Below are 13,817 nucleotides of genomic sequence, written 5' to 3'. Positions count from 1 at the left end.
GGTGGTAGACATGAGCCTCGTTTAAAGGCAAGCGATGAGCCATTAAACCGCCATAACCACATTAAAATTATGGATAAATTATGTATTTTTCTGTAATGACAACATAGCTAACCAGGCAACACTGGTGTGGCATGTCATCCACAAAAAGAAACGCCATCCGGACCTGGATGGCGTAAAGAAAAGTGACTACATGAAAATCACGAGATAATTACTCTTTCGGGTCTTTACCCGCCAGCAATTTATCCAGCTCATCGCCGCCTACATGACGGAAATCCTGGCCTTTAACGAAATAGAAGATAAATTCACAAATATTCTGGCAACGGTCGCCAATACGCTCAATGGAGCGAGCACAGAACAATGCAGTCAGAACACTGGGAATAGTGCGTGAATCTTCCATCATGTAGGTCATCAGCTGGCGCACAATGCCTTCGTATTCCTGGTCCACTTTTTTATCTTCACGATAAATTCGTACCGCTTCGTCAATGTCCATACGGGCAAAGGCATCCAGAACATCGTGAAGCATTTGCACGGTATGGCGCCCTAACGACTCCAGGCTAACCAGCAATGGCTGGTGCTGCTGGGAAAATTTCTCCAGCGCCGTGCGGCAGATTTTATCCGCAACATCGCCAATACGTTCCAGTTCGGCGATAGTTTTAATAATGGCCATCACCAGGCGTAAATCACTGGCGGTTGGCTGGCGTTTGGCAATGATGCGCACACAGGCTTCATCTATATCAACTTCCATCATGTTGACCTTTTTATCGCCTTCTACCACGCTTTTTGCCAGTTCGCTGTCCTGGTTATGCATTGCGGTAATAGCATCGGAGAGCTGTTGTTCAACCAGCCCACCCATCGCCATCACCTGGGTGCGAATATGTTCCAGCTCGGCATTAAACTGACCAGAAATATGTTTGTTGAGATTGAGGTTATCCATTCAGAACTCCTTTATGCCCGACAGGCTTTGTCAGATTGCAACACACTTGCTTTACAGCAAAGCGGTGATAACACCGCCAAATGGGTTGCTTTTTCAGTTTCAACACTGCCAGACACATCAACCATAACGGCCAGTGATGTAGTCTTCGGTTTGTTTCTTCTGCGGTGTGGTAAACAGGTTATCGGTATTACTGAACTCAATAAGCTCACCCAGGTACATAAACGCAGTGTAGTCAGAGCAACGTGCAGCCTGCTGCATGTTGTGGGTAACAATTACCACGGTATAGTCCTGCTTGAGCTCTGTAATCAGCTCTTCAATGCGCCCTGTGGAGATAGGGTCCAGTGCGGAGCAGGGTTCATCCAGCAGCAGCACTTCCGGGCGAATAGCAATACCGCGGGCAATGCACAGACGTTGCTGTTGACCACCAGATAAAGAGTAGCCGCTCTGGTGCAGTTTATCTTTGGTTTCCGTCCACAGGGCCGCTTTGGTCAATGCCCACTGCACACGCTCGTCCATATCTGCACGGGATAATTTTTCAAACAGGCGCACACCAAACGCGATGTTATCGTAGATGGACATCGGGAACGGTGTAGGTTTCTGGAACACCATGCCGACTTTGGCGCGCAGCAATGCAATATCCTGCCGGTTAGTAAGAATATTGTCGCCATCCAGTAATATTTCCCCTTCAGCACGCTGTTCCGGATAAAGCTCGAACATTTTGTTGAAGGTACGCAGCAACGTGGATTTACCGCAACCAGACGGGCCGATAAATGCCGTTACCTGGTTCTGAGCTATGTCCAGGTTGATGTTTTTCAGGGCATGGAATTTCCCGTAATAGAAGTCCAGATTACGCACCTGAATTTTGCCCGGGTTGTTGTCAGCCATACTCATGTATCTCTTTTCCTTATTCGCCGCCGCAAAGTTGCCCCTGCGACAACGCTAAAAATGAATTAACCGTGTTTACGCTTCGCGAACAGCACGCGAGCCAAAATATTCAGTAACAGGACGCACAGTGTGATAATCAGAACCCCGGCCCAGGCCAGTTGCTGCCATTCAGCAAAGGGGCTCATGGCGAACTTAAAGATAGTGACAGGTAAGTTCGCCAGCGGTTGCATCATATCGGTGCTCCAGAACTGGTTGGACAGCGCGGTAAACAGCAATGGCGCGGTTTCACCAGCAATACGGGCTACGGCCAACAACACCCCGGTAATAATCCCGGAGACAGACGCTTTCAGGGTAATAGCCCCAATCATTTTCCACTTGGGTGTACCCAGAGCATAAGCCGCTTCACGCAGGCTGTCCGGCACCAGTTTCAGCATGTTTTCCGTAGTACGAATAACAATAGGCACTTGCAACAACGCCAGGGCAATCACCCCCGCCCAACCGGAGAAGTGCTGCATTTGTGCCACCACAATGGTGTAAACAAACAGGCCGACAACAATCGAAGGTGCAGAGAGCAGGATGTCGTTAATAAAGCGAATGATCTCAGCCAAAACAGACTTACGCCCATACTCCGCCAGGTAAACCCCCGCCAGAATGCCCAAAGGCGTACCAACGGCTGTTGCCCAGAGGATCAATAAGCCACTACCAGCAAGGGCGTTAGCTAGCCCACCGCCTGGTGTGTTAGGTGGCGGTGTCATCTCGGTAAACAGAGCCAGCGACATGCCGTCTATTCCGCGGGTAACGGTCGAGAACAAGATCCAGATAAGCCAGAACAAACCAAATGCCATGGTCGCCATAGACATGGTAAGGGCAATACGGTTTTTCAGACGGCGGCGAGCCTGCATTTTCCGGCGAGTTTCTGCCAGTGCCTGGGCATTTTGCATTTCTAACGTTGCCATTAGCGTGCCCCCTCATTCTTAGACAGCCGCATAATCATCAGCTTAGATATTGCCAGTACGATAAAGGTGATAACAAACAGAATCAGGCCCAGTTCCATCAATGCTGCAACGTGCAGTCCTGATTCGGCTTCAGCAAATTCGTTTGCCAGAGCAGAGGTAATACTGTTTCCTGGCATGTACAGAGAAGCGCTGTCCAGTTGGTAGGTATTACCAATGATGAAGGTCACGGCCATGGTTTCACCCAGCGCACGCCCAAGCCCCAGCATCACCCCGCCAATTACCCCATTTTTGGTAAATGGCAGAACAATACGCCAGATAACTTCCCAGGTGGTGCAGCCAATACCATAGGCTGACTCTTTCATTAAGGTAGGTGTCTGCTCGAACACATCACGCATAACAGCCGCAATGTAGGGGATAATCATGATGGCCAGAATGACACCAGCAGCCAGAATCCCGATACCGAAAGCAGGGCCAGAAAACAGTGCGCCCACAAAAGGTATAGCAGAGAGGACATCGCCCACGGGTGCCTGGAAATAGGTCGCAAACAGGGGTGCGAAGATGAACAACCCCCACATGCCGTAAACGATACTGGGAATCGCGGCCAACAGTTCAATGGCTATCCCCAGTGGGCGGCGCAACCAGCCCGGAGCGAGTTCTGTAAGGAATAACGCAATACCGAAACTCACTGGCACCGCAATCAGCAGAGCAATAAACGATGTGACTAATGTGCCGTAAATAGGCACCAGCGCACCGTAAATATCATTCGGTGCATCCCAGTCTTTGGTCCACAGGAATGAAAAGCCGAACTTCTGGATACTTGGCCATGAGGAAAAGATAAGGGAGACAATAATGCCACCCAGCAGAAATAACACAATCAGCGCAGCCAGTCTGACCAGTGCGCTGAAGATCATATCGCCCTTTTTGCCTGGGGGATTAAACGCAGGCTTTGTTGCAGCCATATATTACTCTTCTGATTGAGCCCGGAAAGCCAGCTATTATGCTGATTTTCCGGGAAAGGTAACATCCAAATTACTGATACAACGGTTTACCGTCGCTGTCTTTTACACTGGTTTTCCATGCTGCGCGAACCTGCTCAACAACGCTGTCAGGTAAGGTTGCATAGTCCAGGTCTGTAGCCTCTTTGCCACCTTGCTTATAAGCCCAGTCAAAGAACTTCAGCACTTCGATACCGTTTTCAGGTTTCTTCTGCTCTTTGTGAACCAAAATAAAGGTGGTAGAAGTGACAGGCCACACATCAGCCCCTTTTTGATTAGTCAAATCCTGTGCAAAGGATTTGCTCCAGTCAGCCCCTTTTGCCGCATTGGAGAAACTTTCCTCCGTTGGGCTAACAGGCTGGCCATCTGCCGACACCAGTTTGGTGTAAGCCAGATTGTTCTGTTTGGCGTAGGCATATTCCACATAACCAATTGCGCCAGGCAAGCGCTGTACGAAAGCAGCAATGCCATCGTTACCTTTTCCGCCCAGGCCAGTAGGCCATTTCACGGTTGTTCCGGTACCAACTTTCTCTTTCCACTCAGCATTGACTTTTGCAAGGTAGCTGGTGAAAACAAAAGAAGTACCAGAACCATCAGCACGGCGAACCACAGCGATATTCTGAGCGGGTAATTTCAGGCCTGGGTTGAGTTTGGCAATAGCCGGGTCATCCCACTTTTTGATGTTACCCAGGTAGATATCACCCAGTGTTTTACCATCCAGCACCAGTTCGCCAGATTTCATGCCTGGCAGGTTTACTGCCAGAACAACACCACCAATCACTGTCGGGAACTGGAACAAACCTTCTTTTTCCAGCCTTTCATCAGACAGTGGGGCGTCAGATGCGCCAAAATCAACGGTATGAGCTGTTATCTGTTTTACACCACCAGAAGAACCAATCCCCTGGTAATTCACTTTATTGCCAGTTTCTTTCTGGTAAGTGTCAGCCCATTTCGCATAAACCGGTGCAGGAAACGTAGCCCCGGCTCCGGTCAGGCTGGCTGCTGCTAACGCAGAGAAAGCGCTCAGAGATAAGGTCGCGGCGACAACAGTTGCGACGGTGGTACGCATAATGTTCATAATGTCTCCTGCAGAGGTAATGAGTCTGTCTTCTATTAGAATGATTACGCTGTGCAAAATAGGACAAACAGATGACAGTAAAATGTATGAAATATTACAGTTTTATGACAGCAAGCGTTTTACCTGTTTTTATCCTTATAGATCAAGGATAAACGCTGTAATAAAAACATCATATTCTTGTCAGAGGAGTATAATTCATGCTCATTGCCCCTGCTGATTATCCTCGTAATTTTTGATTTAAGGACATAAACAGGGGCTAAAAAACAGGTGGCAGATCAGGCTTGTTTGATTTCCGGCTCACAGAAAACCGGAAAATTGAGCGAGTTAGCAATAAAGCAGTGTTGGTGCGCCTCGTGATGCAGGCTGCGGGCAAGTTCTGCATCATCTTGTGAACGAATCGTCACGCAAGGTTTTAACTGTATTTGAGTAAACCGCCCTTCCGGCTCTTCAACCATTGTGCCTTCCGGGTTATCTGTGTAGGACTGAACCACAATGCCGGCATCAGCACATAAATGCAGGTACCACAATTTATGGCAGGCAGATGTTGCCGCAACTAATAGTTCTTCTGGGTTCCAGCGGGTTGGGTCACCTAAAAAGGCAGGGTCTGCTGACCCGGCTATGGCGGCTTTATCTCCACCTCCAGTACTGATGATATGGTCACGGCTGTAGGTGCGGTAAGAGGATGTTCCTTCGCCGGTATTACCCGTCCATTCAACATTAACAGCGTAATGATGCTGTACACGTTTCATCACGTTCTCCTTTTCAGACTCTTTTTGTGTGTTTAAAAGATAGTGCCTGGCGCATAAAAAAGCCCATCTGAAGATGGGCTTTAATTTACAGGTAAGGCAGAACGAATAAATAATTATTCGACGGTAACGGATTTTGCCAGGTTACGCGGCTGATCCACATCGGTGCCTTTAATCAGGGCTACGTGGTAAGCCAACAGCTGCAACGGCACGGTGTAGAAGATAGGAGCAATCACCTCTTCAACATGTGGCAGAGAAATAATGTGCATGTTGTCGCTGCTGGCAAAACCAGCATCCTGATCAGCAAACACATACAACTGGCCGCCACGGGCACGCACTTCTTCGATGTTGGATTTTAATTTTTCCAACAGATCGTTGTTTGGTGCCACAACAATAACCGGCATATCTGCATCAATCAGTGCCAGTGGGCCATGTTTGAGTTCGCCAGCGGCATAAGCTTCAGCGTGAATATAGGAAATTTCTTTCAGTTTAAGCGCGCCTTCCAGCGCAATCGGGTACTGATCACCACGCCCAAGGAACAGCGCATGGTGCTTGTCTGAGAAATGCTCCGCCAGTGCTTCAATACGCTTGTCCTGGGAGAGCATTTGTTCAATGCGGTTTGGCAGTGCCTGCAAACCATGCACGATATCCTGCTCAACAGAAGCATCCAGGCCTTTCAGGCGGGAGAGTTTACCCACCAGCATCAGTAAAACTGTTAGCTGTGTAGTAAACGCTTTGGTGGATGCCACACCAATTTCGGTGCCTGCTTTGGTCATTAACGCCAGGTCAGACTCACGCACCAGAGAAGAGCCTGGTACGTTACAAATGGCCAGTGACCCCAGGTAGCCCAGTTCTTTTGACAAACGCAATGCAGCCAGCGTATCAGCAGTTTCACCAGACTGAGAAAGAGTGATCATCAGGCTGTTACGGCGTACAGCTGATTTGCGGTAACGGAATTCAGAGGCAATTTCGACATCGCAAGGAATACCTGCCAGCGACTCAAACCAGTAACGAGAAACCATCCCGGAGTTATAGGATGTGCCACAGGCGATGATTTGAATATGCTCAACCTGAGCAAGCAGTGCGTCACCCTGCGGCCCCAGTTCGCTGAAATCAATGGCATTATGCGCAATACGGCCAGTCAGTGTGCTTTTGATAGCATTGGGCTGTTCGTAGATCTCTTTTTGCATGTAATGGCGGTATACGCCTTTATCACCAGCGTCATATTGCAGGCTGGATTCGATATCCGGGCGGGTTACTTCTTTACCGGTGGTATCAAAAATCGTCACACTGCGGCGCGTTACTTCAGCAATATCGCCTTCTTCCAGGAAGATGAAACGGCGGGTCACCGGCAACAGTGCCAGTTGGTCTGAAGCGATAAAGTTTTCGCCCATGCCCAGGCCAATCACCAGCGGGCTGCCTGAACGTGCTGCCAGAAGGGTGTCAGGATGGCGAATATCCATAATGACCGTGCCATAAGCACCACGGAGCTGCGGAATTGCCCGCATAACTGCATCGCGCAATGACCCACCTTGTTGCATTTCCCAGTGAACCAGGTGAGCGATAACTTCGGTATCGGTTTCGGAGACAAAAACATAACCACGTGATACCAGTAATTCACGCAAAGGTTCGTGGTTTTCAATGATGCCGTTGTGAACTACAACAATGTAATCAGAAACATGCGGATGCGCATTGCTTTCTGAAGGTTCACCATGGGTTGCCCAACGGGTATGAGCAATACCGGTACCACCATGCAACGGGTGTTCTTCCGCTGCCTGTGCCAGCATTTGTACTTTCCCCAGGCGACGCAAACGCGTCATGTGCCCTTCTTTATCTACCACAGCCAGACCGGCTGAGTCATACCCGCGGTATTCGAGACGACGTAATCCTTCGAGAAGGATTTCAGCAATATCACGTTGCGCGACCGCGCCAACAATTCCACACATAGTTTTTAGTCCTGATAATGGCATTACGCCATGCGTTGTCGCTGACCTGTATATCCGGTTTCCCGGTCCCCGAGCCTTGTAGAGAGTGGGGGTATATTTTTATTGCACGCATTTTGCGTGCGGGCGGGTTGTTTTTTATCCTCGCCCTTCCACAATGAGCTGGTACCCACCGCGGAGAATACTGTTATTACTTCTTCTTAACCGGGCGAGACCAGCCAGCAATATGCCTTTGTGGTACCCGGGTTATAACCAGTTCATTTTCGCCTACATTACGCGTAACCGTAGTACCTGCGCCAATGGTAGCGCCTTTCGCGACACTGACAGGTGCCACCAGTTGCGTATCTGAACCGACAAACACATCATCGCCAATCTTTGTTTGGTGTTTATTGGCACCATCGTAATTACAGGTGATGGTACCTGCACCGATATTGACGTTGTTGCCGATATCCGCATCGCCAAGGTAAGTCAGATGGCCCGCTTTTGAGCCTTTACCCAGGCGCGCTTTTTTCATTTCAACAAAATTGCCGACATGCGCGCCTTCGCCCAGTTCAGCCCCTGGACGTAAGCGAGCAAATGGGCCAACAGTACAGGCTGGTGCAAGTTGCGCATCTTCTATCACCGTATACGGGCTGAGTTCGCAATCATCACCAATCACGCTGTTTTTAATAATACAACCCGCGCCAATTTTTACACGATCACCCAGTTTCACCTGGCCCTCGATGATAACCCCTGGGTCGATTTCTACATCACGCCCATGCTCCAGACTGCCACGCAAATCAAAACGAGCAGGATCCCGCAGCATCACCCCCGCCAACAGTAAGCGCTCTGCATTTTCAGTTTGGTATACCCGCTCAAGACGAGCCAGTTGCAGGCGGTTATTCACCCCTTCAACTTCACTCAAACGAGCCGGGTGCACTGCCGTAATCATGCGCCCTTCCGCCCACGCCATGGCGATAATATCGGTAATATAATATTCGCCCTGGGCATTGTTGTTGCTGAGATTTGCCAGCCAGCGTTTCAGGTCGCGGCCACTGGCAACCAGAATTCCGGTGTTTATTTCCTGAATTTTCAGTTGTTCTTCACTGGCATCTTTTTGCTCAACAATACCGGTTACGTTGCCGTTTTCGCGAGTAATCCGCCCATAACCGGTAGGGTCATCCAGGGTCACCGTTAACAGGCCAATCCCACCTTCTGGTTTTGCTTCACACAGTTTTTTCAGTGTATTCACACTAATCAGTGGGACATCCCCGTACAACATCAGGATATCTTCATCGTCCGCAAAAGCAGGGGCAGCCTGCTGCATTGCATGGCCTGTACCCAATTGCTCTGCTTGTAATACCCAATTTAACCGGGGTTCGGAGAGGGTTTGTTTCAGCAAATCACCACCATGGCCGTAGACCAAATGAATTTGATTTGCCCCTATTTGAGTAGCGGCGTCGATAACATGCTGCACCATGGGCTTTCCAGCCAGGTTATGCAGAACTTTTGGGAGGTCGGAATACATGCGGGTGCCTTTGCCAGCGGCAAGGATAACCACGCTCATCGAACGATTTAACATAGGCGTCCTGACTAGTTACGATGAAAGAAGTAAAACGATTTAGCGTTATAAATGCTACATATTTTGCATCATAAAACACATTGTTGCTAAATCCGCCATAGTTTTGCTTTTCTTGCGTAATATCAGCCTTTCCACCCGGTTAATTACGTTAAAACGCTGTAAAAATCAGAAGTAACATGATGGTTTAACACTTATTTTTAGTTTCAAAATAAACTATTAATATTGTGTATTAAAACATCATTTCAAAAATCAACCTTTGTGATAAACATAAAAGAAACAGCGTTTCATTTTGGCAATAATGCGGGCAAATCAATATGGAGAGACAACAGTGTCGAAACTTCCTTTTGCCCTAACACTCTGTGGAGCAGTACTTTCAGCTCCAGTTATCGCGCAACAACAACCGCATATCTGGCATGCCATCACTTTTGGACAATCCACGGATGTGAATTTTTCCTCTAATGTGCTGCCTGAAAAAGTGGGGGTTAACGATGTCACTATTGCTGGTAAAAAACTGGACTCCACCAGCAAAGCGGATTTATCCCAGCCGGTAACCATTGAAAGCAGAGGCGGAAAGATAGCCAACTCTCACGACGGGCTGACTTTTTTCTATACCCAACTCCCCGCAGACCAAAATTTCTCTTTGCAGGCAACTGTAACAGTTGATCAATTTGGCCCGGAGAATGGGGCAAAACCCGCGGCTCAGGAAGGTGCCGGGTTACTGGTACGCGATATTCTGGGTAATCCCAGGCAGAATCCATTAAAGCCAGGTTATGAAGAGTTTCCATCGGCATCCAATATGGTCATGAATGCAATTATGACACAGGACCGCAAAGATGCAGACCGGGTAAAAATACAAGCGATGTACCGACAGGGTGTGTCTCAGCCATGGGGTAATGCTGGTGCGGCTATCACCAAAAAGAGCTACAAAGAACAAATCAGCCTGGCGAAAAATGAGACTTTTCGCCTTAAATTACAGCGCACTAATGATGGCTATATCACCTCCTGGGCACCTGCAGGAACGGATGACTGGGTAAGCCAGCAGGTAAAAGGTGCAGACAGCGTAACAGTGCAGGATAAACAACATTATTATGTGGGGTTCTTTGCTTCACGTAATGCCAAAATCACTATTTCAGATGCCACGCTGACTACCACACCCGCAGAAACCAAAGCCTCTCCGGCCTGGGTGGCAAAACCCTGGCCTGTCGTAGCACAAATTGCATCTTCTGATAAATCTGCCAGTAATGACTATGTCGTTCAGGCCCGGGCAAATTACGACGGCACCTGGTCAGTCACACAAAACGAAGTGGTGATCGGGGCTAATAAAACCGTAAAAGCCGGGGAGATGATGACTCAACCTGCTTCTCTTGCGAACGGCAACCAGTTTTCCCTGAACTTCACGCCTGCAAATGCACCAGACAAATCCGTGGTCCAAAAGCTGGCGGTAGAAAAAATCGCAGCCAGTTCCAGTGAGCGTATTTATGCAAGCCCTCAAGGGAAAGCTGATAATACCGGGACATCAGCTTCACCATTGGATTTAACCTCTGCAGTGAATATGCTGCCGCCAGGCGGTACGCTTGTACTGTTGCCAGGTGATTATGCCGGTATCACTATTCCGCTTTCAGCCAGTGGGCTGGCAGATAAACACAAAACGCTGGTGGCGCAGGGTAAAGCGGTTATTCATGGTGTTTTGCTGGAGGCCAGTTACTGGGACATTAAAGGCATTGATGTGACGGACAAGAGCCTGCGTATTACCGGTAGCCATAACCTGGTTGAGAATGTAACGGCTTACCATAACGATGACACAGGTATTCAAATTTCCTCACCAGATAAGATTGGTCGCCCACTGTGGGCCAGTTATAACCGTATCGTTAACTCTGAATCATGGGGCAATGAAGACCCAGGAAAAATTAATGCCGATGGGTTCGCAGTGAAAATGCGTGTAGGGGAAGGGAACCGGCTGGAGGGTTGTTACGCCCACAATAACGTGGATGATGGTTTTGATTTATTTAACAAAATTGAAGACGGCCCGAATGGCGTTGTGGTGATCGAGAATTCCATTGCACGCAACAATACCAGTAACGGTTTCAAGCTCGGCGGTGAAGGCCAGCCTGTCGCTCACCAAATTCGCAATAGTATTGCTATTGGCAACCACCTGGATGGTTTCACCGATAACTTTAATCCTGGGCGCTTAGTTGTTGAAAACAATACCGCGGTAGATAACCAGCGTTTTAACTTTATCTTCCGACCAAGCCCTTACGGTGGACCTGAAACTCAAGGGATCTTTAAAGGCAACAAATCACTACGCACCACACCAGCTAAGTATGACGACGCAGTTACTGGTGACGTGGATAAATCAAATTACTTTATCCACCAGGGGAAAAGTGTGAACAGTGCGGGTAAGGAGATTAAGGCAACAGATTTTTCATCACTGACGATGCCTGAACCACTGTTACGTAAGACGGATGGTGCGTTTGATTTAGGGGTATTCCTGCAGAACAAATAAACCTGCTTAATACATGCAAAAGGTCGCCATCAGGGCGACCTTTTTTTATCCGGATATCTTCGCAGAGCTATGTTTCAGCGATCTAGCGAAGAACAACTATCACAGATGGAAAGTACCAAATGAGAAACTCATGTTATTAAAAATAGCGATGATTTTGTTAATCAGTTTCATGGTGGCATCCTAATCGGTGAATTAAATTTTGTGACTCAGCTCACAAAAAAGAAGTGTACGCTTCTTGTTCAGTCCGATCAAGATTTTTGAGATGTAGATCACATAAAAAATAAAAAGTGTTTTATTTTCAATATTCAACTAACTTCAGCTCGCAATAAAAAAGCCAGCCGGGTTGCCCAGGCTGGCTTTTTACGTGCTTCAAGCCGGTGTTACATCGCTTTTTTGGTCAATTCAATAACACGCAGTTTGGCGATGGCTTTCGCCAGCTCAGCAGAAGCTTGTGCGTAATCCACGTCACCGTGAGAATTACGAATGTGATCTTCTGCTCTGCGTTTCGATTCCATGGCTCTGGCTTCATCCAGATCCTGGCCGCGAATTGCCGTATCAGCCAGCACGGTTACCGTACCAGGCTGTACTTCCAGAATGCCGCCAGAAAGATAGATAAACTCTTCATGGCCATGCTGTTTAACGATGCGGATCATACCAGGCTTAATGGCAGTCAGCAGCGGAGCGTGACCCGGGTAAATACCCAGTTCACCTTCACTACCTGTAACCTGGATTTTCTCAACCAGACCAGTAAACATCTGCTGTTCTGCGCTGACGACATCCAGGTGGTAAGTCATAGCCATATCACCCTCCGATTACGGCGTTAAAGTTTCTTGGCTTTTTCCACGGCTTCGTCGATGGAACCAACCATGTAGAACGCTTGTTCCGGCAGGTGATCGTATTCACCGTCCATAATGCCTTTAAAGCCACGGATGGTATCTTTCAGCGAAACGTATTTACCCGGAGAACCAGTAAAGACTTCTGCCACGAAGAACGGCTGAGACAGGAAGCGCTGAATTTTACGAGCGCGAGCTACCACCAGCTTATCTTCTTCTGACAGTTCATCCATCCCCAGGATGGCGATGATGTCTTTCAGTTCCTGGTAACGTTGCAGGATAGACTGCACGCCACGGGCAACATCATAGTGTTCCTGACCAACAACCAGCGGGTCCAACTGACGGCTGGTGGAATCCAGCGGGTCAACGGCCGGGTAGATACCCAGAGAAGCAATCTGACGGCTCAGTACCACTGTTGCGTCAAGGTGCGCAAAGGTGGTGGCTGGTGATGGGTCAGTCAAGTCATCCGCAGGTACGTATACCGCCTGTACGGAGGTAATAGAACCGGTTTTGGTTGAAGTGATACGTTCCTGAAGAACCCCCATTTCTTCTGCCAGTGTTGGCTGATAACCTACCGCGGAAGGCATACGACCCAGCAGAGCAGATACTTCAGTACCGGCCAGGGTATAACGATAGATGTTATCGACGAACAGCAGAACGTCACGGCCTTCGTCACGGAATTTCTCAGCCATGGTCAAGCCAGTCAGTGCAACGCGCAGACGGTTTCCCGGCGGCTCGTTCATCTGGCCGTAAACCAGGGATACTTTATCCAGAACGTTGGAATCGGTCATTTCGTGGTAGAAGTCGTTACCTTCACGGGTACGTTCACCAACGCCCGCAAACACGGAGTAACCGGAGTGTTCGATCGCGATGTTACGGATCAGCTCCATCATGTTTACGGTCTTACCTACACCAGCACCACCGAACAGACCAACTTTACCGCCTTTTGCAAACGGGCAAATCAGGTCGATAACTTTGATACCGGTTTCCAGCAGATCCTGGGAGTTAGCCAGGTCTTCGTAACTCGGTGCTTCACGGTGAATAGCCCAACGTTCTTCTTCGCCGATGTCGCCTTTCATGTCGACCGGTTCACCCAGTACGTTCATGATACGGCCAAGCGTAGCTTTACCAACCGGGACTTCAATCGGGTGTTCCATGTCTTTCGCTTCCAGGCCACGACGCAGACCGTCGGAAGAACCCATTGCGATAGTACGAACAACACCACCACCCAGCTGCTGCTGAACTTCCAGCACCAGGCGCTCTTTACCATTCATTACCTCAAGGGCATCGTACACTCTTGGTACGGCATCCTGAGGAAACTCGACGTCCACCACGGCGCCGATTACCTGGATAATCTTTCCAGTTGCCATCTTGAATCCTCTA

11 protein-coding genes are annotated in these 13,817 nt (G+C 48.8%); 1 reads left to right on the top strand and 10 read right to left on the bottom strand.

Translation table 11 applies throughout. The features are described from left to right. Positions 1-208 precede the first annotated feature (208 nt). The 8 genes from phoU to glmU form a co-directional block, all read right to left on the bottom strand. Positions 209-934 carry a phosphate signaling complex protein PhoU gene (phoU, locus tag LC084_RS18475; RefSeq protein ID WP_226572737.1) on the bottom strand — a complete coding sequence of 242 codons (726 nt, stop codon included), beginning with the start codon at positions 932-934 and terminating at the stop codon, positions 209-211. A 117-nt stretch (positions 935-1,051) separates the two neighbouring features. Then, a complete protein-coding gene (pstB, locus tag LC084_RS18470; protein WP_036113974.1) occupies positions 1,052-1,825 on the bottom strand; it encodes a phosphate ABC transporter ATP-binding protein PstB in 774 nt (257 codons plus the stop codon). Between the two features lie 59 nt (positions 1,826-1,884). Then, entirely contained in the window at positions 1,885-2,775 is an 891-nt protein-coding gene (pstA, locus tag LC084_RS18465; protein WP_226572735.1) for a phosphate ABC transporter permease PstA, read from the bottom strand. Next, positions 2,775-3,734: a phosphate ABC transporter permease PstC gene (pstC, locus tag LC084_RS18460; protein ID WP_226572733.1), complete on the bottom strand. Its 960-nt coding sequence runs from the start codon at positions 3,732-3,734 to the stop codon at positions 2,775-2,777. Before pstC ends, pstA begins: the two co-directional genes overlap by 1 nt. A 70-nt stretch (positions 3,735-3,804) precedes the next feature. Beyond that, positions 3,805-4,848 (bottom strand): phosphate ABC transporter substrate-binding protein PstS, encoded by a 1,044-nt coding sequence (gene pstS / locus LC084_RS18455; protein ID WP_226572731.1) that lies wholly within the window; start codon positions 4,846-4,848, stop codon positions 3,805-3,807. A 275-nt stretch (positions 4,849-5,123) separates the two neighbouring features. Further along, entirely contained in the window at positions 5,124-5,597 is a 474-nt protein-coding gene (locus LC084_RS18450; RefSeq protein WP_226572730.1) for an OsmC family protein, read from the bottom strand. Between the two features lie 113 nt (positions 5,598-5,710). Then, positions 5,711-7,540: a glutamine--fructose-6-phosphate transaminase (isomerizing) gene (glmS, locus tag LC084_RS18445; protein ID WP_226572729.1), complete on the bottom strand. Its 1,830-nt coding sequence runs from the start codon at positions 7,538-7,540 to the stop codon at positions 5,711-5,713. A gap of 187 nt (positions 7,541-7,727) precedes the next feature. Continuing rightward, positions 7,728-9,098 (bottom strand): bifunctional UDP-N-acetylglucosamine diphosphorylase/glucosamine-1-phosphate N-acetyltransferase GlmU, encoded by a 1,371-nt coding sequence (glmU, locus tag LC084_RS18440; protein WP_226572728.1) that lies wholly within the window; start codon positions 9,096-9,098, stop codon positions 7,728-7,730. Positions 9,099-9,426: 328 nt separating this feature from the next. Here glmU and LC084_RS18435 point away from each other — a divergent pair, with 328 nt between their 5' ends. Beyond that, positions 9,427-11,601, top strand: a complete 2,175-nt coding sequence (locus tag LC084_RS18435; protein ID WP_404808689.1) for a right-handed parallel beta-helix repeat-containing protein — start codon at positions 9,427-9,429, stop codon at positions 11,599-11,601. A 380-nt stretch (positions 11,602-11,981) separates the two neighbouring features. On the opposite strand, the gene LC084_RS18430 is transcribed toward LC084_RS18435, so the two are convergent. Then, positions 11,982-12,401, bottom strand: coding sequence for a F0F1 ATP synthase subunit epsilon (locus LC084_RS18430; RefSeq protein ID WP_036113995.1), 420 nt, complete (start codon positions 12,399-12,401; stop codon positions 11,982-11,984). Positions 12,402-12,421: 20 nt separating this feature from the next. Beyond that, a complete protein-coding gene (atpD, locus tag LC084_RS18425) occupies positions 12,422-13,804 on the bottom strand; it encodes a F0F1 ATP synthase subunit beta (protein ID WP_226572727.1) in 1,383 nt (460 codons plus the stop codon). Positions 13,805-13,817 lie beyond the last annotated feature (13 nt).

The organism is Mangrovibacter yixingensis (assembly GCF_020523985.1).
Classification (GTDB): domain Bacteria; phylum Pseudomonadota; class Gammaproteobacteria; order Enterobacterales; family Enterobacteriaceae; genus Mangrovibacter; species Mangrovibacter yixingensis.
Note: the sequence above shows the minus strand (reverse complement) of the source record. Positions and strands in the feature narration are given on the sequence as shown.

Coding starts and splice junctions, on each gene's coding strand:
- pstS (WP_226572731.1), bottom strand. CDS start 4,848: ATGAACATTATGCGTACCACCGTCGCAACTGTTGTCGCCGCGACCTTA.
- atpD (WP_226572727.1), bottom strand. CDS start 13,804: ATGGCAACTGGAAAGATTATCCAGGTAATCGGCGCCGTGGTGGACGTC.
- pstB (WP_036113974.1), bottom strand. CDS start 1,825: ATGAGTATGGCTGACAACAACCCGGGCAAAATTCAGGTGCGTAATCTG.
- LC084_RS18450 (WP_226572730.1), bottom strand. CDS start 5,597: ATGAAACGTGTACAGCATCATTACGCTGTTAATGTTGAATGGACGGGT.
- pstA (WP_226572735.1), bottom strand. CDS start 2,775: ATGGCAACGTTAGAAATGCAAAATGCCCAGGCACTGGCAGAAACTCGC.
- pstC (WP_226572733.1), bottom strand. CDS start 3,734: ATGGCTGCAACAAAGCCTGCGTTTAATCCCCCAGGCAAAAAGGGCGAT.
- glmS (WP_226572729.1), bottom strand. CDS start 7,540: ATGTGTGGAATTGTTGGCGCGGTCGCGCAACGTGATATTGCTGAAATC.
- phoU (WP_226572737.1), bottom strand. CDS start 934: ATGGATAACCTCAATCTCAACAAACATATTTCTGGTCAGTTTAATGCC.
- glmU (WP_226572728.1), bottom strand. CDS start 9,098: ATGTTAAATCGTTCGATGAGCGTGGTTATCCTTGCCGCTGGCAAAGGC.
- LC084_RS18430 (WP_036113995.1), bottom strand. CDS start 12,401: ATGGCTATGACTTACCACCTGGATGTCGTCAGCGCAGAACAGCAGATG.